The organism is Streptomyces sp. NPDC034103 (assembly GCF_055575395.1).
The window spans coordinates 171,322-192,660 of the sequence record NZ_JBVISS010000014.1; the positions used below are offsets into that span (position 1 = coordinate 171,322).

18 protein-coding genes are annotated in these 21,339 nt (G+C 70.5%); 6 read left to right on the plus strand and 12 right to left on the minus strand.

Annotated features, from left to right (window positions below; all coding sequences use genetic code 11):
• Positions 1-32 precede the first annotated feature (32 nt).
• The gene (locus tag ACZ56U_RS30270; RefSeq protein ID WP_469087221.1) at positions 33-1,034 is read left to right on the plus strand and encodes a COX15/CtaA family protein; all 1,002 of its coding nucleotides are present in this window, start codon (positions 33-35) and stop codon (positions 1,032-1,034) included.
• Here ACZ56U_RS30270 and ACZ56U_RS30275 read toward each other — a convergent pair.
• The 4 genes from ACZ56U_RS30275 to ACZ56U_RS30290 form a co-directional block, all read right to left on the minus strand.
• Positions 989-1,747, minus strand: a complete 759-nt coding sequence (locus ACZ56U_RS30275; protein WP_469087140.1) for a nucleotidyltransferase — start codon at positions 1,745-1,747, stop codon at positions 989-991. The two genes, ACZ56U_RS30270 and ACZ56U_RS30275, sit on opposite strands and share 46 nt — an antisense overlap.
• Positions 1,748-1,789: 42 nt before the next feature.
• Positions 1,790-2,896 (minus strand): amidohydrolase family protein, encoded by a 1,107-nt coding sequence (locus ACZ56U_RS30280; protein WP_469087141.1) that lies wholly within the window; start codon positions 2,894-2,896, stop codon positions 1,790-1,792.
• A 100-nt stretch (positions 2,897-2,996) separates the two neighbouring features.
• On the minus strand, positions 2,997-3,329 hold the full coding sequence (locus tag ACZ56U_RS30285; RefSeq protein ID WP_469087142.1) for a hypothetical protein: 333 nt from the start codon (positions 3,327-3,329) through the stop codon (positions 2,997-2,999).
• A 93-nt stretch (positions 3,330-3,422) separates the two neighbouring features.
• Positions 3,423-4,376 (minus strand): heme o synthase, encoded by a 954-nt coding sequence (locus ACZ56U_RS30290; protein ID WP_391230319.1) that lies wholly within the window; start codon positions 4,374-4,376, stop codon positions 3,423-3,425.
• Between the two features lie 435 nt (positions 4,377-4,811).
• On the opposite strand from ACZ56U_RS30290, the gene tkt reads away from it, so the two are divergent.
• Genes tkt through pgl form a run of 5 tightly spaced genes read left to right on the plus strand, consistent with a single transcriptional unit; the run spans position 4,812 to position 11,440 of the window.
• Positions 4,812-6,899 carry a transketolase gene (gene tkt / locus ACZ56U_RS30295; RefSeq protein ID WP_469087143.1) on the plus strand — a complete coding sequence of 696 codons (2,088 nt, stop codon included), beginning with the start codon at positions 4,812-4,814 and terminating at the stop codon, positions 6,897-6,899.
• Between the two features lie 33 nt (positions 6,900-6,932).
• On the plus strand, positions 6,933-8,051 hold the full coding sequence (gene tal / locus ACZ56U_RS30300; protein WP_469087144.1) for a transaldolase: 1,119 nt from the start codon (positions 6,933-6,935) through the stop codon (positions 8,049-8,051).
• 4 nt (positions 8,052-8,055) lie between these two features.
• Entirely contained in the window at positions 8,056-9,594 is a 1,539-nt protein-coding gene (zwf, locus tag ACZ56U_RS30305) for a glucose-6-phosphate dehydrogenase (RefSeq protein ID WP_469087145.1), read from the plus strand.
• Entirely contained in the window at positions 9,591-10,661 is a 1,071-nt protein-coding gene (gene opcA, locus ACZ56U_RS30310; protein ID WP_469087146.1) for a glucose-6-phosphate dehydrogenase assembly protein OpcA, read from the plus strand. The genes zwf and opcA overlap by 4 nt, the downstream gene beginning before the upstream one ends.
• On the plus strand, positions 10,658-11,440 hold the full coding sequence (pgl, locus tag ACZ56U_RS30315) for a 6-phosphogluconolactonase (RefSeq protein ID WP_469087147.1): 783 nt from the start codon (positions 10,658-10,660) through the stop codon (positions 11,438-11,440). The genes opcA and pgl overlap by 4 nt, the downstream gene beginning before the upstream one ends.
• Before the next feature lie 138 nt (positions 11,441-11,578).
• On the opposite strand, the gene ACZ56U_RS30320 is transcribed toward pgl, so the two are convergent.
• The 8 genes from ACZ56U_RS30320 to ACZ56U_RS30355 all read right to left on the minus strand — a co-directional run bounded on the left by ACZ56U_RS30320 (position 11,579) and on the right by ACZ56U_RS30355 (position 21,326).
• Entirely contained in the window at positions 11,579-12,511 is a 933-nt protein-coding gene (locus ACZ56U_RS30320; RefSeq protein WP_469087148.1) for a hypothetical protein, read from the minus strand.
• Positions 12,512-12,703: 192 nt separating this feature from the next.
• Positions 12,704-13,972, minus strand: a complete 1,269-nt coding sequence (locus tag ACZ56U_RS30325; RefSeq protein WP_469087149.1) for an MFS transporter — start codon at positions 13,970-13,972, stop codon at positions 12,704-12,706.
• Positions 13,973-14,133: 161 nt separating this feature from the next.
• Positions 14,134-14,469 (minus strand): RNA polymerase-binding protein RbpA, encoded by a 336-nt coding sequence (locus ACZ56U_RS30330; protein ID WP_003957010.1) that lies wholly within the window; start codon positions 14,467-14,469, stop codon positions 14,134-14,136.
• Positions 14,470-14,668: 199 nt separating this feature from the next.
• A complete protein-coding gene (secG, locus tag ACZ56U_RS30335; RefSeq protein ID WP_194080280.1) occupies positions 14,669-14,899 on the minus strand; it encodes a preprotein translocase subunit SecG in 231 nt (76 codons plus the stop codon).
• Between the two features lie 102 nt (positions 14,900-15,001).
• A complete protein-coding gene (gene tpiA / locus ACZ56U_RS30340) occupies positions 15,002-15,778 on the minus strand; it encodes a triose-phosphate isomerase (protein WP_391230310.1) in 777 nt (258 codons plus the stop codon).
• A gap of 6 nt (positions 15,779-15,784) precedes the next feature.
• On the minus strand, positions 15,785-16,996 hold the full coding sequence (locus ACZ56U_RS30345) for a phosphoglycerate kinase (RefSeq protein WP_469087150.1): 1,212 nt from the start codon (positions 16,994-16,996) through the stop codon (positions 15,785-15,787).
• Between the two features lie 140 nt (positions 16,997-17,136).
• Positions 17,137-18,147 (minus strand): type I glyceraldehyde-3-phosphate dehydrogenase, encoded by a 1,011-nt coding sequence (gap, locus tag ACZ56U_RS30350; RefSeq protein WP_046261779.1) that lies wholly within the window; start codon positions 18,145-18,147, stop codon positions 17,137-17,139.
• A gap of 227 nt (positions 18,148-18,374) precedes the next feature.
• Positions 18,375-21,326, minus strand: a complete 2,952-nt coding sequence (locus ACZ56U_RS30355; RefSeq protein WP_469087151.1) for a M14 family metallopeptidase — start codon at positions 21,324-21,326, stop codon at positions 18,375-18,377.
• Between the last annotated feature and the right edge of the window lie 13 nt (positions 21,327-21,339).

Sequence of the window (21,339 nt, forward strand, 5' to 3'; positions counted from 1 at the left end):
AGCAGCCCCCTACGATGGACCCCGTGCCAAAGATGACCCGCGCCGACGCCACGGCAGCCGTGCGCAACCCGCTCGCCTTCATCGCCGCGCGCTGGACCCCGGACCCCCGGACGGTGCAGCGGGCGGCTCTCGCCGCGCTCGTCATGTCGGTGGTCATCGTGGTCACCGGCGGGGCGGTGCGGCTCACCGGATCGGGCCTCGGCTGCCCGACCTGGCCGAAGTGCACCGAGGACTCGATCAACAACACCGCCGCGATGGGCATCCACGGCTACATCGAGTTCGGCAACCGCATGCTGACGTACGTGCTGTGCGCCGCCGTCGGCTGGGCGATCATCGCCGCGCGCTCGGAGAAGCCGTACCGGCGCGGACTGACCCGGCTGGGCTGGGCGCAGTTCTGGGTCGTGATGGGCAACGCGGTCCTCGGCGGCATCGTGGTCCTGGTCGGCCTCAACCCGTACACGGTCGCCGCGCACTTCCTGCTGTCGACGGCCCTGATCGCGGTGGCCACCGTGATGTGGCAGCGCACCCGGGAGGGGGACGGACAGCCGCGTCCGCTGGTCGGCACGTCGGTGCAGCAGCTGGTGTGGGTCCTGGTCGGCGCGTCGGTGCTGCTGATCGCGGTCGGCACCGTGGTGACCGGTTCCGGCCCGCACGCGGGCGACTCCAGCGAGGTCGAGCGGATGCCGCTGGACTGGGAGACCGTCAGCAAGCTGCACGCCGTCCTGGCCTGGATCGTCGTCACGCTGACGTTCGCCCTGTGGTTCGTCCTCAAGGCCGTCGACGCCCCGAAGGGCCCCCTGGCCCGCACCCGCGACCTGTTCCTGGTCCTGCTCGCCCAGGGCGTCATCGGCTACGTCCAGTACTTCACCGACCTGCCCGAGATCCTGGTCGGCGTCCACATGTTCGGCTCGTGCCTGGTGTGGATCGGGGTCCTTCGGGTGCTGCTGGCGCTGCGGGAGCGCCCGGCGCCGGAGATCCGGCTGCCGGATCAGGCGTACGCGGCCACCAGTTCGTCGATCGCGGGCCCCAGGTAGCCCCTGGCCAGCTCTCCCCTGCGCGCCGTCCACTGCTTGGTGGGCGGTGCCGGTCGCTCGTCGTAGCGCCGCCGCCGGATGTCCTCGACCACCTCGACGGGCGCGCCGAGTTCCGGCAGCAGGTCCAGCGCCTCCCGCTTGGAGATGAGCTGTCCCCGGCGCAGGGTGGCGGTCGCGCGGGCGAAGGTCGTCAGGCCCACGTCGATCCACGGGTCCTGCCGCCACAGCTCCGCCCTGTCCACCATGGGCCGCCAGAAGTCGCGCTGGTCACGGACGACGAACGCGTCCAGCTCCAGGTCCGACACCGGTGGCAGCAGTCCGGCGGGCGCCTTCCCGTGCAGCACCCGTCCGAAGGTGTGCAGTTCCCGCCGGGTCACCGGGGTGACGGGCCGCTTGAACAGATGCTCGTGCGCCCAGGTCAGATGGCGCCGGTCGGGGCCGTCGAGGGTGTCCGGGGTCAGATAGGTGCAGTGCAGCTTCGCGGCGAGGGGCTCGCCCCGCAGCCGGGCGTGCAGCGTCGCCAGCCGCCACAGCGGCGGTTCCTCCAGTACGGCGATCAGGTCCAGGTCGCTGCGGCCCTCCTGGTAGTCGCCGCCCGCGAGCGAGCCGTGCGCCCAGACGGCGACCGGGTCGAGCGGGGCGAGGCCGGCGAGGAAACGGTCGAGCAACGCGTCGGTGCGGGTCCGTGCGGTGAGTAAGTCGTCGGTCTGCATCCGTCCAGTCTGGACAGTCGGCCCGCGGCTGTGAACCAGGCGTCACTCCAGCCCGTACACCCGGCGCGCGTTCCCCGCCGCGATCAGCCCCGCGACGCGCTGCGCGTCCGCCAGCGACCACGCCCCCTCGGCGACCCAGGTGCCGAGCACCCGCGCCAGCGCCTCGCGGAACAGCCGGGCGCCCACGACGTGCAGTTCGGGCAGGCCCTGGGCGCCGCTGGAGAAGAGGATCTTGCCGAAGGGGGCCAGTTCCAGGATCTCGGCGAGGACGGTGGCGGCGCGGGCGCCCGTGCGCACGAGGGCGGCGCCGGAGTCGGCGTACACATGTGGGAAGACCCCGGCCAGGTGGGCGGCGTGCCGGTGGTACGGGTAGCCGTGCAGCAGGACCAGGTCGGTGCCGAGCCCGGCCGTGGCGCGGACGAAGTCGGTCAGCAGGACGGGGTCCGTGCGGTCGATGCGCAGGCCCGGTTCGCCGAGCCCGGCGTGCAGTTGCAGGGGCAGCCCCGAGGCGACGGCGATCCACAGCAGGTGCCGTAGGAGCACGGGGTCGGACAGCTCGCCGCCCACCCTGCGGTCCGCCAGCCAGCGGCCCGCCGCGCCCCGCACCTCCCCCGGCCCCGGCGGCTCGGGCGCCAGCGCCAGTCCGTGCCGCACGCCGGCCACGGAGGTGAAGGCGACCGCGCCGACCGCCGCGCCGTGCACGGACTCGGCGAGGTTGGCGAGGAAGGACTCCACGGTGCCGGAGGTGTCGGCGACCTGTTCGGCGAGGAGTTCGAGCCGCACGATCTCGCGGGCCTCGGCGGCCGAGGCCCGCGCCATCTCGTCCGGGCCGGTCAGATCACCGGGCAGCCCGGTGTCGACGAGGAACGTCGTGATGCCGCTGCCCCGCAGCAGCCTGCGCCCCGCCTCCAGTACGCCGAGTTCACGGCGCCGGGCGAGATAGCGGGCGGGCGGGCAGTGCGGTTCCAGGCCGAGCAGCGGGGGGCACAGCCGCCGCACCGCGAATCCGGTCTGGGTGTCGAAGAGGGTCGTACCGGGGGCGGGCGGCCCCTCGGTACGGGCCAGCTGGGCCTCGAAGGTGCCGAGGCCCAGCTCTGTCCTCAGTACGCCGTGGCAGTACTGGTCCACGAGGGACGGCGTCTCGATCATCCGGGCTCCCGTGGCTGGACCGTGTCGTTGCTACGGGGCCTAACGGGTGAACGGGGCGTCAGGTGTTGCTGTCACACACCCGGTGTGAAAGCGGGGCGTGTCAGGGGTTCTTCGGGCCGCCGAGCTGGATCCCCGCCATCCGGGTCCACTCGTACGGGCCCGTGCGCACCTTCGCCGCGAACTCGCCGTCGAAGTCCTCGTGCAGGGTGATGCCGGCCTTCTCGACGGCGTTCCGGGCGATCTCGGTGCTGGGGGCCACCAGGTTGCCCCATTCGCCGTCCTCGCCGACGAGGGCGATCCGGGCGCCGCGGTCGCCGAGGTAGGCCACCTGGCCCTCGGCGCCGCCGTGTGCCTTGGAGAAGGCGCTGATCTGCTTGGCCAGTCTGGCCGCCGTGCGCTCGGCCTTCGCGTCAACCGCTTGCGTGTCTGCCATGCCCAGGATGCTACCGACGGGTAGATCAAACGGCGACGGCCGGGGTGCGTGGCCTTGACCACGCACCCCGGCCGTCGGGGCGTCTTGGGGGTGTCAGCGCAGGAACGGGTCCACCGCGACCGCGAGGAACAGGATCGACACGTAGGTGATCGACCAGTGGAACAGGCGCATCTCCTTGAGCTTCGCGCCCGTCGCCTCGGCCTTGGCCCGGTTCTGCAGCCCGTGCGCCTCCCACAGCCAGAAGCCGCCGGCCAGCGCCGCCACCAGCGTGTAGAACCAGCCCGTGTAGCCGAGCGGGGTCAGCAGCAGCGAGACGGCGACCATGACCCAGCTGTAGATCACGATCTGCTTGGCGACCACCTTGTTGGAGGCGACCACCGGCAGCATCGGCACGCCCACGCGCGCGTAGTCCTCCTTCACCTTCATGGACAGCGGCCAGTAGTGCGGCGGCGTCCAGAAGAACATCACGAGGAACAGGATGACCGGCGCCCACGACATGGAGTTGGTGACGGAGGACCAGCCGATCAGCACCGGCAGGCAGCCGGCGATGCCGCCCCACACGATGTTCTGCGAGGTGCGGCGCTTGAGGATCATCGTGTAGACGACGACATAGAAGAGCAGCGCGCCGAGGGACAGCCAGGCGGACAGCCAGTTGACGGCGAGGCCGAACAGCAGCGTGGAGACGATCGCGAGGGTGATGCCGAAGGCGAGGCACTCGCGCGGCGACACCATGCCGGTGACCAGCGGTCTCTGCGAGGTGCGGTCCATGAGCGCGTCGATGTCGCGGTCGATGTACATGTTGAGCGCGTTGGCGCCGCCCGCGGAGAGGTAGCCGCCGACGCAGGTGAGGAGCACCAGCGTCAGGTCTGGCACCCCCTGCTCGGCGAGGAACATCACCGGGACCGTGGTGATCAGCAGCAGCTCGATGATCCGGGGCTTGGTCAGCGCCACGAATGCCTTGACACGGGCCCCGAACGGCCGGTGACTCGAGCTCTTGCTCTCCCCCAGCACCCCGGCTGGACGGGATTCGACGGCCGTCACGCACACCCCTACAGAGACATCCCAGCAAGCCCCACCCTGTGAAGTCCCGGTAAAGGCTCGCGCGTACCACGCCACTGTAGACGTTGCCCATACCCCGACATTCGCGGGGGTGGGGTCGTGTTGGGCGGCGCCCCCGTACGAGCGGATCCGCACACCGCCGAGGCGCCGGTCGGCGCCGCGCGCAGGAGCCGGTCGGCACCCGATCGGGTGGCTGCCGGACGAGCCGGTCGGCACTCGGTTGAGCACTCGAACGAGCGGGTCCGTATTCAGTTGCCAAATAGGTGACGGCCCAGTCGGGAGGCGGATCGTCACGACTCCCGGCAGTCTGGAATGACGCGAAAAAACGCACGTACATACGGGGGTAGGCTCGACAACGGCCGGGGCGTCCCGTGCACCGGCATTTCGACATGCGTGACATGTGGAGAGGAGCCCTGACCCAGGGTGAGCACCAAGCCGACCAGCACAGACCTCGAGTGGACCGAGTTGGACCAGCGGGCCGTGGACACCGCCCGCGTCCTGGCCGCCGACGCCGTACAGAAGGTCGGCAACGGCCATCCCGGTACGGCGATGAGCCTGGCTCCCGCCGCCTACACCCTCTTCCAGAAGGTGATGCGGCATGACCCCGCCGACCCGGAGTGGGTGGGGCGTGACCGCTTCGTGCTGTCCGCGGGCCACTCGTCCCTGACCCTCTACACCCAGCTGTACCTGGCCGGCTTCGGCCTGGAGCTGGACGACCTCAAGTCGTTCCGGACCTGGGGCTCCAAGACCCCCGGTCACCCGGAGTACGGCCACACCAAGGGTGTCGAGACGACGACCGGCCCGCTCGGTCAGGGCGTCGCCAACGCGGTGGGCATGGCCATGGCCGCCCGCTACGAGCGCGGTCTGTTCGACCCGGAGGCCGCCCCCGGCGAGTCCCCGTTCGACCACTTCGTCTACGTCATCGCCGGTGACGGCTGCCTCCAGGAGGGCATCTCCGGCGAGGCGTCCTCGCTGGCCGGGCACCAGAAGCTGGGCAACCTGGTCCTGCTGTGGGACGACAACCACATCTCGATCGAGGGCGACACCGAGACGGCCGTCTCCGAGGACACCGCCAAGCGCTACGAGGCGTACGGCTGGCACGTGCAGCGCGTCGAGCCGCAGGCCAACGGCGACCTCGACCCGGTCGCGATCTTCGACGCCATCCAGAAGGCCAAGGCGGTCACCGACAAGCCGTCCTTCATCGCGATGCGCTCGATCATCGCCTGGCCGGCCCCGAACGCGCAGAACACCGAGGCCGCGCACGGCTCGGCGCTCGGCGACGACGAGGTCGCGGCCACCAAGCGCGTCCTCGGCTTCGACCCGGAGCAGACCTTCGAGGTGGCCGACGAGGTCATCGCGCACACCCGGCGTGCCCTGGACCGCGGCCGCGACGCCAAGGCCGAGTGGGAGAAGCAGCTCCAGGAGTGGCGCAACAACAACGCCGAGCGCGCCGCCGAGTTCGATCGCATCGTCGCGGGTGAGCTGCCCGCGGGCTGGGAGGACAAGCTCCCGGTCTTCGAGCCCGGCAAGGCCGTCGCCACCCGTGCCGCCTCCGGCAAGGTGCTGCAGGCGCTCGGCGCGGTGATCCCCGAGCTGTGGGGCGGTTCCGCCGACCTGGCCGGCTCGAACAACACCACGATCGACAAGGACAGCTCCTTCCTGCCTGCGGACAACCCGCTGCCGGAGGCGAACCCGTACGGCCGCACGATCCACTTCGGCATCCGCGAGCACTCCATGGCCGCGGAGATGAACGGCATCGCGCTGCACGGCAACACCCGCATCTACGGCGGCACCTTCCTGGTGTTCTCCGACTACATGCGCAACGCCGTCCGGCTCTCGGCGCTGATGCACCTGCCGGTGACGTATGTGTGGACGCACGACTCCATCGGTCTCGGCGAGGACGGCCCCACCCACCAGCCGGTCGAGCACCTGGCCTCGCTGCGCGCCATCCCGGGCCTGAACGTGGTCCGCCCGGCCGACGCCAACGAGACGGCCATCGCCTGGCGCGAGATCCTCAGGCGCTACACCAAGGTCTACGGCAAGGGCGCCCCGCACGGCCTGGCGCTGACCCGTCAGGGCGTGCCGACGTACGCCCCCAACGAGGATGCCGCGAACGGCGGTTACGTCCTCTTCGAGGCGTCGAACGGTGCCCCCGAGGTCATCCTGATCGCCACCGGTTCCGAGGTGCACGTGGCCGTCGAGGCGCGCGAGCAGCTGGAGGCCGACGGTGTGCCGACCCGGGTGGTGTCCATGCCGTCCGTGGAATGGTTCGAGGAGCAGGACCAGGGGTACCGGGACAGGGTTCTGCCGCCCTCCGTCAGGGCGCGCGTCGCGGTCGAGGCCGGTATCGGTCTCACCTGGCACCGTTTCGTCGGGGACGCCGGTCGCATCGTTTCCCTGGAGCACTTCGGTGCTTCGGCGGACGGAAAGGTGCTCTTCCGCGAGTACGGCTTCACTGCGGAGAACGTATCCGCGAAGGCGCGGGAATCCCTCGCCGACGCACAGCGCTGACGCTCACACACGACACGTAGGAGATGTAATTCCATGACAGACGCACTCAAGCGCCTCTCCGAAGAAGGCGTCGCGATCTGGCTGGACGACCTGTCGCGCAAGCGGATCACGTCCGGCAACCTCGCCGAGCTGATCGACCAGCAGCACGTCGTGGGCGTCACCACCAACCCCTCGATCTTCCAGAAGGCGATCTCCGAGGGCGACGGCTACGACCAGCAGCTCTCCGACCTGGCCTTCCGCAAGGTGTCCGTCGAAGAGGCCCTCCGCATGATCACGACGGCGGACGTCCGGGACGCCGCCGACATCCTGCGCCCGGTCTTCGACGCCACCGGCGGCCAGGACGGCCGGGTGTCGATCGAGGTCGACCCCCGCCTGGCCCACAACCTCAAGGCGACGGTCGCCGAGGCCAAGCAGCTCGCCTGGCTGGTGGACCGTCCCAACACCCTCATCAAGATCCCGGCCACCCGCGCCGGCATCCCGGCGATCACCGAGGTCATCGGCCTCGGGATCAGCGTCAACGTCACGCTGATCTTCTCGCTGGAGCGCTACCGCGAGGTCATGGACGCCTACCTGGCCGGTCTGGAGAAGGCCAAGGAGCGCGGCCTGGACCTGTCGAAGATCCACTCCGTGGCGTCCTTCTTCGTGTCCCGCGTGGACACCGAGATCGACAAGCGCCTCGACGCGCTCGGCACCGACGAGGCCAAGGCCGCCCGCGGCAAGGCCGGCCTCGCCAACGCGCGCCTCGCCTACCAGGCGTACGAGGAGGTCTTCTCCTCCGACCGCTGGGCCGCCCTCGACAAGGCGCAGGCCAACAAGCAGCGCCCGCTGTGGGCCTCGACCGGCGTGAAGGACCCCGCCTACAAGGCGACCCTGTACGTCGACGAGCTGGTGGCGCCGAACACGGTCAACACCATGCCGGAGGCCACGCTGCGGGCCACCGAGGAGAGCGGCGAGATCCGCGGCAACGCCGTCGCCGGTACCTACGAGCAGGCCCGTGCCGAGCTCGACGCCGTGGAGAAGCTCGGGATCTCCTACGACGAGGTCGTGCAGCTCCTCGAGGACGAGGGCGTCGAGAAGTTCGAGGCGGCCTGGAACGACCTGCTGAAGTCGACCGAGGCGGAGTTGCAGCGCCTCGCCCCCTCGGAGGACTGAGACCTTGCCGGCCTTTTCCGGTTCCGGGGCGAACCCGCTTCGTGACCCCGCCGACCGACGGCTCCCGCGTATCGCGGGGCCGTCGGGCCTGGTCATCTTCGGCGTCACGGGCGATCTGTCCCGGAAGAAGCTCATGCCCGCCGTGTACGACCTCGCCAACCGGGGTCTGCTGCCGCCGGGTTTCTCGCTGGTCGGTTTCGCCCGGCGGGAGTGGCAGCACGAGGACTTCGCGAAGGAGGTCCACGACGCCGTCAAGGAGCACGCCCGTACGCCGTTCCGCGAGGAGGTCTGGCAGCAGCTCATCCAGGGGATGCGTTTCGTCCAGGGCACCTTCGACGACGACGACGCCTTCGAGCGGCTGCGCGGCACCATCGAGGAGCTCGACAAGGCCCAGGGCACGGGCGGCAACTTCGCCTTCTACCTGTCGGTGCCGCCGCGCTCCTTCCCCGTGGTCATCCAGCAGCTGAAGAAGCACGGTCTCGCCGACCAGTCCTCCGGCTCCTGGCGCCGCGCGGTCATCGAGAAGCCGTTCGGGCACGACCTGAAGTCGGCCGAGGAGCTCAACCAGGTCGTCCACGAGGTCTTCGCCCCGGACCAGGTCTTCCGCATCGACCACTACCTGGGCAAGGAGACCGTCCAGAACATCCTGGCGCTGCGCTTCGCCAACCAGATGTTCGAGCCGATCTGGAACCGGTCGTTCGTGGACCATGTACAGATCACGATGGCCGAGGACATCGGCATCGGCGGCCGGGCCGGCTACTACGACGGCATCGGCGCCGCCCGTGACGTCATCCAGAACCACCTGCTCCAGCTGATGGCGCTCACCGCCATGGAGGAGCCCGCCTCCTTCGACGCGGACGCGCTGGCCGCCGAGAAGACCAAGGTGCTCGGCGCGGTCCGGCTGCCGAAGGACCTGGGCCGGGACACCGTGCGCGGTCAGTACGCGGCGGGCTGGCAGGGCGGTGAGAAGGCGGTCGGGTACCTCCAGGAGGAGGGCATCAACGCCAAGTCCAAGACGGACACCTACGCCGCGATCAAGCTGGAGGTCGACAACCGCCGCTGGGCGGGCGTCCCCTTCTACCTGCGCACCGGCAAGCGTCTGGGCCGCCGCGTCACCGAGATCGCGGTGGTGTTCCAGCGGGCGCCGCACTCCCCCTTCGACTCGACGGCCACCGAGGAGCTGGGCTCCAACGCGATCGTCATCCGCGTCCAGCCCGACGAGGGCATCACGGTCCGCTTCGGTTCGAAGGTGCCGGGCACGTCCATGGAGATCCGGGACGTGTCGATGGACTTCGCCTACGGCGAGTCGTTCACCGAGTCCTCCCCCGAGGCCTACGAGCGGCTCATCCTCGACGTCCTGCTCGGCGACTCCAACCTCTTCCCGCGCACCGAGGAGGTCGAGCTGTCCTGGAAGATCCTCGACCCGATCGAGGAGTACTGGGACCAGCACGGCAAGCCGGCCCAGTACCCGGCCGGCACCTGGGGCCCGGTCGAGGCGGACGAAATGCTCGCACGAGAGGGACGGAGCTGGCGCCGGCCATGAAGATAGACCTCACGGACACCACGGCCAGCAAGATCAACAAGGCGCTGGTGCAGGGCCGTCGGGCCATCGGCACGCCGGCCGTCGGCATGGTGCTCACGCTGGTCATCGTCACGGACGAGGAGAACGCGTACGACGCTCTGAAGGCCGCCAACGACGCGTCGCGCGAGCACCCCTCGCGCACGCTCGTGGTCGTCAAGCGCGTCTCCCGCACCCCCCGCGACCGCACCCAGTCCCGCCTCGACGCCGAGGTGCGGGTGGGCGCGGACGCGGGCACCGGCGAGACCGTGGTGCTGCGGCTGCACGGCGAGGTCGTCGAGCACGCCCAGTCCGTCGTCCTGCCGTTGCTGCTGCCGGACGCCCCCGTGGTCGTCTGGTGGCCGGTGGACGCCCCGCTGGACCCGGCGAACGACCCGCTGGGCGCGCTCGCCCAGCGCCGGGTCACCGACACCTACGCCTCCGAGCAGCCGGTGCGGGACCTCGGTGCCCGCGCGGACACCTACACGCCCGGCGACACCGACCTGTCGTGGACCCGCATCACGCCCTGGCGCTCGATGCTGGCCGCGGCCCTGGACCAGGTCACCGTCGACGTCAACGCCGTCGAGGTGGAGGGCGAGGAGTTCAACCCGAGCTGTGAGCTCCTTGCGATGTGGCTCGCGGACCGGCTGGACGTCCCGGTCAGGCGCTCGCTGTCGGCGGGCCCCGGGCTCACCGCGGTCCGCATGGACACCGATCACGGCCCGATCACCCTGGACCGCGCCGACGGCTCGCTGGCGACACTGTCCATCGAGGGCCAGCCGAATCGTGCGGTGGCGCTCAAGCGGCGCGAGACGGCCGAGCTGATCGCGGAGGAGCTGCGGCGGCTCGACCCGGACGACACGTACGCCTCGGCGCTGCGGTTCGGCGTGGAGCGGCTCAACCCCGCTGCCGCCGCGGCCGGGACGCCCGTGGCCGAGGCCACCGCTGCGGAGGCGGTCGGGACGCCCGTCGAGAAGGCCGCGAAGGCGCCCGCGAAGAAGGCGGCCGCCAAGCGGGCCACGGTTTCTTCGAGGAAGGCGGCGGCCAAGTGAGCACTCCACAGCTGGTCGTGCACCACGACAAGGAACTGATGGCGCAGGCCGCCGCGGCCCGCCTGATCACGAAGATCGTGGACGCGCAGGCCTCCCGGGGCTCGGCGTCCGTGGTCCTCACCGGCGGCCGCAACGGCAACGGCGTGCTGGCCGCCCTGGCGGCGGCCCCCGCGCGGGACGCGATCGACTGGGGCCGTCTCGACCTGTGGTGGGGCGACGAGCGGTTCCTGCCCGAGGGCGACCCGGACCGCAATGTCACGCAGGCCCGTGAGGCCCTGCTGGACGCGGTGCCGCTCGACCCGAAGCGGGTGCACGCCATGCCCGCCTCGGACGGTCCGTACGGCGCCGATGTCGACGCCGCCGCGGCCGCCTACGCCGAGGAACTAGCCTGCGCCGCGAGCCCCGAGAACCACGGCGCGGTGCCGACCTTCGACGTGCTGATGCTGGGCGTCGGTCCGGACACGCATGTCGCCTCGCTGTTCCCGGAGCTGCCGGCGGTACGGGAGATCGAGCGCTCGGTGGTCGGTGTGCACGGCGCGCCGAAGCCCCCGCCGACCCGGGTCACCCTGACCCTGCCCGCCATCCGGGCCGCCCGTGAGGTGTGGCTCCTGGCGGCCGGTGAGGACAAGGCCGGTGCCGCGGCGATCGCGCTCTCGGGCGCGGGTGAGATCCAGGCCCCGGCGTCCGGCGCACGGGGCCGCCGGCGCACGCTCTGGCTCCTGGACTCGGCGGCGGCCTCCCAACTGCCGCGCTCGCTGTACCCGCCGGCATCGCCCTGAGCGGACCGGGCCCGCTGCACAGCGACAGCGGCCCGACCGCTCCAGTGCCTCCAGCGGGCCGGGATCTCTCCCGGCCCGCTGGAGGAGGGCGCGGAAGACCGGGCGGGCGTCGGTGAGGCCGTCCAGCCGCACACCGCCTCAGCGCCCGTGCGGCCCCGGCCCGTAAGGACTGCCCTGGTTGTAGGGATTGCCCGGGTGGTACGGGCTCCCGGCGGGCGGCCCGTACGGATTTCCCTGCGGCGGCGCGTACGGCGGCGCGTACGGGGGCGTCGGCCCGCCCGGCGGCATCGGCGGGGCGTTCGGGGGCATCGGCGGGGGCGGGGTGAGCCGGGGCAGGGTGGCCGGGTGGGCCGCCAGTCGGATGCCGTACCGGCGGTCCAGGCGCCGCATCTCCAGCAGCGCGATCGCCGTGACCGTCGTCGGGGCGCCCAGGATGAACAGGACGCCCATACCGAGGCCCAGCCCGTGCAGGTCGCCCGTGACAAGGTCGGGAATGGCCATCAGCCAGGCCGTGACCGAGGCGAGCAGGGGCGGCAGAGCGCGGTGCACACCCGCGGTGCCGAAGAAGTTCGCGCCGACGTGCCAGGCGCCGCGGGCCACGAAACCGATCATCCACAGCACCAGCGGGCCGAGGAGCAGGACGAAAAACCCGGCGCCGCCCGCCGCTCGCAGCATCACGACCGTGAGCACGATCGAACCCACGAAGAGCAGCAGCAGCTTCAGCGAGTTGAACAGCGACGGCTTCAGGCCGCTCACCGAGCCGTCGGCCCGCCGCCACACGAAGAGCATCACGGCGACCGTCAGCGGTGTGATGAACAGCAGGACGACCGACGCCGTCAGCATGTTCTCCAGCATCTCCTCGAAGGCGAAACCGCCCTCGACGACGGTGTAGACGCCGATCGCCGCGACCGTCCCGGCGACGAGGCGGATCTTCTTCAGCTGCTCCACCGCCGGGTCGACGGACTGAGGGATCCACGCCGGGTGGAACACCGCGCGCGCCGCGTACTTCGGTTTCCACAGCGGTCCCGCCGTCAGCGCGCCGCCCGTCCAACCGCCTTGCGAACCAGCCACTTCGCCCTCCCCCGAGCCATGGCTTCCATGATCGTCGGGGATTCTACGGGAAGCGGACAGCTATGCGCCGCCCACTTTCCCTACGGACGGCGACCGTCAACGACCGCGCAGCTCCCGGCACTTGGCGACAAGCGCCGGGGTCGAAGGAGTCGATGCTCCAGACGGCGCAAGTTCGCCGTCAACAGCTGTTGATCAGCGCGGGACATGGGCTGTCGTGGCACCCTCGCGCGGCGCGACCTCAGGTACGTCCGGCTTGAGCGCGGGTGTCAACGAGACGACGGACAGGACGAAGAACCCGGCGGCGAGCAGCGCCGGGGTGTTGAGGCCCCAGGCGGTCGCGACGACACCGCCGAGCAGCGCGCCGAGCGGTGCGCCGGCGACGGCCAGGGTGCGGAAGGCCGAGCTGACCCGGCCCAGCATCTCGGCGGGGCTGCGCTGCTGCATGAGGGTCGTGGTGTTGACGTTCCACACCATGCCCATGAGTCCGAAGACGGCCATCGCCGCCACCAGCGCGGTCAGGCTGCGCACCGACCCCATCACGACGAGCGCGCCGATCTGCACGGTCCCGGCGAGGAGTATCGCCCGCACCCGACCGGCGCGGGAGACCAGGGGGCGGTTGAGCGCTCCCCCGGCCAGGGAGCCCACGGTGTAGGCGGTGGTCGCCGCCGCGAACCCGGCGTGGCCCGCGCCGACCCAGTCGGTCGCCAGCAGCACCATGGTGGCGATGAGGGCGCCCACTCCGACGTTGCACAGCGCCGTGGCCGCGCACAGACCGCGCAGGGCCCGGTCCCCGCGCAGGGTGCGCAGCCCCTCCGCGATCTCCCGGCGCAGGGTGCTGCCGGCCGGTCTCGGCTTCCGGGCGGGGCCGGCGGTGCGCAGGGAGGCCACCAGGGCCGCGGCCACCAGGAAGGTGGCGGCGTCGGCGACGAAGGGCACGGGTGCGCCGACCACCAGCAGCAGGGGCACGATCGGGGCGCCCAGCAGCCCGCCGGCGATTCTCTGCCCGGTCATCAGGCGGGCGTTGGCGCTGCCGAGGGCCTCGCCGTCCACCAGTGCGGGCAGCAGGGCGGTGGACGCGTTGTCGAACAACGTCTGAAGGGTGGTCAGGGCGAAGGCCAGCGCGATCAGCAGACCGATGGAGGCCTGCCCGAGCGCGACGGCCACCGCGAATCCGGCGACCAGCAGGCCTCGTACGGCGTCGACCATCCACATCGCGCGCCGCTGGTCCACGCGGTCGGCGACGGCGCCGCCGAGCAGCCCGAAGACGACCCAGGGCAGATAGCCGCAGGCGGTGACCACCGCTATCGCCAGGGGCTCGTCGGTCAGGGTGGCGGCCAGCAGGGGCAACGCCGCCGTCCGCAGCGCGTCACCGAAACTGGAGAGCACGGCGGCGCTCCACAACCGCCCAAATCCCCCACGCCACGCGGGCACCTGTACACCCGCAGCCTGAACCGTCGCCACAGCTCCCCCTCACGATTCGTCCGCACCGAAGCGATGCACAAACCGTAGAGGTCGCCACTGACACTCGGTCCGGGCTGTGGACAACCGGGACCACGGCGACGGATCGGGGGCGAGAACAGCTCCGGCCAGGCACCTCTCGGTGCCTGGCCGGCTGTCAATTCCTAGATCTCGCCCCGCAGTTTGGCGAGCGCCTCGGCGAGGATCGCCTCGCCGTCCGCGTCGCTGCGCCGCTCCCGTACGTACGCCAGGTGCGTCTTGTACGGCTCGGTGCGCGGCGGGTCCGGCGGGTTGTCCCGGTCCTGTCCGGCGGGGAAGCCGCAGCGCGGGCAGTCCCAGGTGTCGGGGACCTGCGCGTCGCTGGCGAAGCTGGGCTGCGTCTCGTGCCCGTTGGAGCACCAGAAGGAGATGCGCAGCCGGGGCGCGGACTCGCCACGCTCGGCCTCGCCCATCGGCCCCGCCCCGACCCGGCTTCCTCGGATCGCGTTGCCACTTGCCACGGTCGTAACTCCCTGCGTGATGGTGCCGCGAAGCGAGTCGGCGTTTCGCCTCGTTGCGAGCGCCTCAGTCTACGTAAGGCCCAACGCACGTCCAGTGGTTGGAGTTACAACCCTCACACCTAGACGCAAGCCCCATGATAGGCCGCGCTCAGGGGCGCGTACCGAACATGGGGCCTTACGTACGGAAAGTGCGTGCCGGTCAGTTGTTCGTCTTCATGAGAAGGCCGAGCACGATGATGCACGCGAACCACAGCAGACCGACCACGATGGTGATCCGGTCGAGGTTGCGCTCCGCGACGGACGAGCCGCCGACGGAGGACTGCATGCCGCCGCCGAACATGTCGGAGAGGCCGCCGCCCTTGCCCTTGTGCATGAGCACCAGCAGCATCATCAGCCCGCTGAAGACGATCAGGGCGATCGAGAACCCCATAACCACGGCTGGACCAACTTCCTCGGATCTGGATGGACGACAGGGGCACAGCCACCGGGCTGTGCCCCCGCAAGGGTACGACGGATCGCCGCTACCGCATACTTACTGGTCGCGGAAGCGCACGATCTTGACGAACTCGTCGGCATCGAGCGAGGCACCGCCCACGAGCGCACCGTCGATGTCGGCCTGCGCCATGATCTCGGCGACGTTGCCCGACTTCACGGAGCCCCCGTACTGGATGCGGACCAGGTCGGCCAGCTCCTGGGTGTACAGCTCGGCGATCTTGCCGCGGATGGCGGCGCAGACCTCCTGGGCGTCCTCGGCGCCGCAGACCTTGCCGGTGCCGATGGCCCACACGGGCTCGTAGGCGATCACGACGGACTCGGCCTGCTCGGCGGGGAGGTCCTTCAGACCGCCCTCGACCTGGGCGAGGGTGTGGGAGACGTGGTTGCCCGCCTCACGGACGTCCAGCTCCTCGCCGACGCACAGGATCGGGGTCAGGCCGTGCTTGTAGGCGGCCTTGACCTTGGCGTTGACGATCTCGTCGGTCTCCGCGTGGTACTGGCGGCGCTCGGAGTGGCCGACGGCCACGTACGTGCACTTCAGCTTGGCCAGCATCGAGCCGGAGATCTCACCGGTGTAGGCACCGGAGTCCTGCGCCGAGATGTCCTGGGCGCCGTACTTGATCTTGAGCTTGTCGCCGTCGACCAGGGTCTGCACGGAGCGCAGGTCGGTGAAGGGCGGCAGGACGGCGACCTCGACGGCCTCGTAGTCCTTGTCCGCGAGGGCGAAGGCGAGCTTCTGGACGTGCGCGATGGCCTCGAGGTGGTTGAGGTTCATCTTCCAGTTGCCCGCCATCAGCGGCGTGCGCGTGCTCATAAAGGGTCAGTCCTCCAGTGCGGCGAGGCCGGGGAGCGTCTTGCCCTCGAGGTATTCGAGGGAGGCGCCGCCGCCGGTCGAGATGTGGCCGAATGCGTTCTCGTCGAAGCCCAGGATGCGGACGGCCGCGGCGGAGTCGCCACCGCCGACGACCGTGAAGCCCGGGGAGTCGAGGAGGGCCTGGGCGACCGCCTTGGTGCCCTCGGCGAAGTCGGGGTGCTCGAAGACGCCCATGGGGCCGTTCCAGAAGACGGTGGCGGCGTCGGCGATCTTCGAGGCGTACAGCTTTCCGGAGCCCGGGCCGATGTCCAGGCCCATCTGGTCGGCCGGGATGGCGTCCGCGGCGACGGTGGTGGCGTCCGCCGGGGCCTTGGTCTTGAGGTCCGGGAACGCGGGGGCGACCACCGCGTCGACGGGGAGCACCAGCTCGACGCCGGTCTTCTCGGCGCGCTCGATGTACTCGAGGACCGCCGGGATCTGGTCCTCCTGGACGAGCGACTTGCCGATCTCGTGGCCCTTGGCCTTGAGGAAGGTGTACGCCATGCCGCCGCCGATGAGGATGCGGTCGGCCTTGCCGAGGAGCTGGTCGATGACGGCGAGCTTGTCGGAGACCTTGGCGCCGCCGAGGGCGACGACATAGGGCCGCTGGACCTCGTCCGTCAGCTTCTTCAGGACGGCGACCTCGTTCGCGATGAGGTAGCCCGCGGCGTGCGGCAGCCGGGCGGGGAGGTCGTACACGGAGGCGTGCTTGCGGTGCACCGCGCCGAAGCCGTCACCGACGTAGACGTCGGCGAGGGCGGCCAGCTGGTCGGCGAAGGCGCCGCGCTCGGCGTCGTCCTTGGACGTCTCGCCGGCGTTGAAGCGGAGGTTCTCGATGACCGCCACCCGGCCGTCGGTGAGGCCGGCGACGGTGGCCGTGGCGGACTCGCCGACCGTGTCGGTCGCGAAGGCCACGTCGGCGCCGAGCAGCTCACCCAGGCGGGAGGCCGCGGGCGCGAGGGAGAAGGCCGGGTCCGGGGTGCCCTTGGGGCGGCCCAGGTGGGAGGCGACGACCACGCGGGCGCCCGCCTCCGCCAGCGCCTTCACGGTGGGCACCACGGCGCGGATACGGCCGTCGTCGGTGATGGTCGTGCCGTCCAGCGGCACGTTGAGGTCGGCGCGGACGAAGACCCGCTTGCCGCCTACTCCTTCGGCGAGGAGTTCGTCGATCGTCTTCATGGAAGGGACTCCCGAGGAGGGTGTGGTACTCGGATCGCTCGTGATCCTAAGAGGGCCGTTCTGTACGCGAGTCAGGGCCCGGGCTGCGCGTCCCTGCGCCGCCCGGGCCCTGACTCACATCAAGCTGCCTGCTCTGTCGGTCAGAGCTGGTTGCCGACGAAGACCGTGAGGTCGACGAGGCGGTTGGAGTAGCCCCACTCGTTGTCGTACCAGCCGAGGATCTTCACCGACTTGCCCTCCTGGACCATGGTCAGGGAGGAGTCGAAGGTGCAGGAGGCCGGGTCGCTCACGATGTCCGAGGAGACGATCGGGTCCTCGGTGTAGACGAGGATGCCCTTGAGGTCGCCGTCGTCGGCGGCCTTCTTGAACGCCGCGTTGACCTCGTCCTTGGTGACCTCGCGCTGGAGCTCCACGACCAGGTCGGTGGCCGAGCCGGTCGGGACCGGGACGCGCATCGCGATGCCGTCGAGCTTGCCCTTGAGCTGCGGGAGGACCAGGGCGGTGGCCTTGGCGGCGCCCGTCGTGGTCGGGATGATGTTCTCGGCGGCGGCGCGGGCGCGACGCAGGTCCGAGTGCGGGAAGTCCAGGATGCGCTGGTCGTTGGTGTACGCGTGGACCGTCGTCATCAGACCCTTGACGATGCCGAAGTTCTCGTCGAGGACCTTGGCCATCGGCGCCACACAGTTGGTGGTGCAGGACGCGTTGGAGATGACGTGGTGGTTGGCCGCGTCGTACTTGTCCTGGTTGACGCCCATCACGATGGTGATGTCCTCGTCCTTGGCCGGAGCCGAGATGAGGACCTTCTTGGCGCCGCCCGCGATGTGCTTCTCGGCGTCGGCCTTCTTGGTGAAGATGCCGGTCGACTCGATGACGATGTCGACGCCCAGCTGACCCCACGGGATGTCGGCGGGGTTGCGCTCGGAGAGCACCTTGATGGTGTGTCCGTCGACCGTGATGGTGTCGGCGGTGTGGGTGACCTCGGCCTTGAGGCGGCCCAGGATGGTGTCGTACTTCAGCAGGTGAGCGGTGGTGGCAGTGTCACCCAGGTCGTTGACAGCCACGATCTCGATGTCAGCGCCCTGCTCCAGCAGCGCGCGGAAGTAGTTGCGACCGATACGACCGAAGCCGTTGATGCCTACGCGGATCGTCACGAACCGATCTCCTCGTTGGTAGCCGGCCATGCGGTGCCGGCGAGCTCTGTTTGGGATGTCCCCGACCGCCTACGACCCTACCTCTCCGATGCCTCCGGAGTGACATCGAGATGCCGCATACATGGGCAGGCGGTCCGTACCCGCCAGTAGGGGTACGGACCGCCCGGGCCGGAAGACCCGTTCACTCGAAACGGTTACGGAGGGTCAGCCGTCGTCGACCGCCGTGTTCACCCTCCGACCGCGGTGAGCGCCTTGCGGATCAGGGCCGCACGGTCGGCCGCCGCGGTGACGTGCTCCAGGCCGAAGCCCAGCAGCACGGTGTCGTCCGTGGTGGTGGCGCCGTACGTCTTGAACAGCTCCCCGGTGCGCGCCCAGTCCTTCACGACCGGCGGGCTGCCCGCGGGCGGCCCCGGAACGCTCCAGGCGCCCAGCGACGTCTCGAAGCCCTCGGTCTCCGTGGCCTGGCCGCCGATGACCACGGACGCGTTGTCGGCGAGGACACCGCGACCGCCGGAACCGGGGTCGGTGATGTAGCTGAGGGAGACCTCGACCGTCTTCCCGGCGTACGCGGAGAGGTCGAAGGACACCTCCTGCCAGCCGGCCGACGCGCCGGTGAAGCTGTTCCACCGCCCGCTGGTGCCGGTGGGCGTGCAGGCGTCCGCACCGAGCGTCAGATACCGCTTGAGCGCGGGGTGGGCCGCGATGAAGTACCCGGCCTCGCACTCCGCCGGTACGGCGCTGCTGGTCCTGCCGTCCTTGTCCGGGAGCGTGGTCCAGTCGTCGTTGCCGGCCGTGTGCGCCTCCAGCACGGCGTGGTCGTAACCCTCCTCGGTGCTCCACAGCAGGCGGGTGCGGAGCGTGGGCGCCTGTGCGGCGGTCACCTGGGTGAGGTCGATGGTGCGGGTGAGCCGGTTCCAGGCGTAGTCGGTGTGCGTGACGGCCGCCATGGAGGCGCCTTCGTAGGGCCCGTACGGGTTGACCGTGCCGGGGTAGGTGCCCGCGCCCGCACTGGCGAACTGCGGGAACGTGGCGACCGGCAGGTTGTCCGAGGTGACGCTGAAGGACCCGGCGGTGTCCAGCGGGTTGCCCGGGGCGGCCCCGAGCGGACCGCCGGCCCCGGCGAGTGCGCCGGCGCCCTGGAAGGCCGTCACGCCCGGCAGGGACGTACGGGAGTACGCGCCCAGGTAGTACTGGCTGAAGTCGTTCGACAGGGTGCCGCCGCCGAGGTCGACGGTGCCGCCCGCCCGCTCGCCCGCCTCGATCAGCTTGCCGCCCTCGTTGAGGAAGGCGCGCAGCTGGAGCTGGGTGGCGTTGCCGGGGACGCTCGCGCCCGTGTAGTGCACGACCGTCCTGAAGTGGTCCAGGACACCGAGCGCGTCCGGCGCGCCCTGGGCCGCCACGTCCCAGACGACCGCCTTGCGGCCGTTGGCCTTCAGCGCCTCGACGTAGGTCTGCGCCTGGGCCGCGGTCGCGCCCTCCTCGGCGACCACGAGCGTGTCCGCGCGCGGGCGTTCGGCGACCGTGTACGTGAAGTGCTCGCTGGAGGTGCGCTTCCCGCTCCTGGTCCGGCCGGTGAACCACACCTCGACCTTGTCGCCCGGATCGCCGTCGGCGACCTTCGCGCGGTACTCGTCGAAGTAGAGGTTGTCGTCACCGCCGTAGGTCTCGCCGCCCTTCCAGGCCCTGAGCGCCATGTCCTCGACCTTGCCGCCGTTGACGCGGTACCTGAGCTCCTTGTCGCGCACGGACCTGCGTACGACGACGGCGACCTCCTGGTCCGCGCCGCGGGAGTACGACGTGGTGAACGGCTTCGGGGTGAAGTCGGCGGCCGTCAGTCCGAGCGAGGACTTCGGCCGGTCGGGAGTGACGGCCGACTCGGCGACCGAGAGCGCGAACGGGACGTTCTTCTCGAACTCCTGCTGGATCAGCTTCTCGTCGTCCGGGAAGTGGAAGACCGACTGGCAGTCGGACGCGTTCCACCGGTCGTTCGGGTCGAGGTCCGACGCGGTCTGGCAGGTCGACATCTCGGGGGTGTACATCGCCAGCCCGTTGACGTTCGACGCGTGGCCGTCCGCCTCGCCGTTGGTGGTGTACAGCTCCGAGGAGACCTGCGGCCGGTAGCCGGGGACGGCGGGGTTGTCGGGGGTGCCGGCGAGCGCCTTGTAGAGCACGTCGTCGGGGCTGTCGGTGGCCACCTGCCAGCCGACGCCGTAGAGGATGAGCTCGGCGGCGGAGTGGTAGTTGATGCCGTACGTGAACCCGATCCGCTTCTGGAAGGCGTCGATGGCCTTCGTCTCGGGCTCGGAGCCGGGGCCGGGACCGCGGTAGGTATCGCTGGTGGGGGTGGGTGACGAACCCTCGTTGTCGTAGCCCCACTTGTAGGAGAAGTTGCGGTTGAGGTCGACGCCGTCACCGACCGCGATGGTGCCGTCGGTGTTGTTGTCCCGCAGGTTCTTGCGCCACAGGCGGGTGTCGTCGCTCCGGAAGGTGTAGTCGTAGCCGTCGGGGTTCGCGGAGACGACGAACCACAGCTCGGTGGTGTCGACGATCTTCTTGATGCGTTTGTCGGTCTTGTAGTGGTCGATGTAGTGGTGGAGCAGCCGCCGGGTCATCTCCGGGGTGATCCACTCACGGGCGTGCTGGTTGGACATGTACAGCACGGAGGGCTTGGCGCCGTCCTTGGTCCTCTTCGCGTTCTTGGTGAGCTTGAGCGCGAGGATGTCCTGGCCGTTGACGGTCTTGCCGATGGAGACGACCTTGGTGAGACCGGGGTTCTCCTGTCCGGTGCGGAGGATCTCCTCCTTGAGGTTCCCGGCGCCGCTGTACGGGCGGTACACGCCCTCGGCGGCGGCCTCGACCCGCTTCTCGGCCTGGGCCGTCAGGGTGTGCTCGGTGAGCTCGACGCCCTGTTTCTCCAGCTTGTCGGCCTGCTGGTCGGTGAGGTAGACCTCGACCGTCGCGGTGCCCCTGGCGGGTACCTGCTCGGTCAGTTCATGGCCGTCCTGACCGGCCGCCAGCAGCAGGGGTACCTGCTTGTTGGTGACCTCGGCCCGGAAGACCTTGATCTCGTTCGGATCGGGAGAGCCGGCGCTCTCGGCGGCCTGGGCGATGGGTGCGATGCCCGCGCCGCCGAGAAGGAGCGCGCCCACAGCGAGGATCGGTCTCGCTCTTCGTCTCATGTGCCCCCCTTGC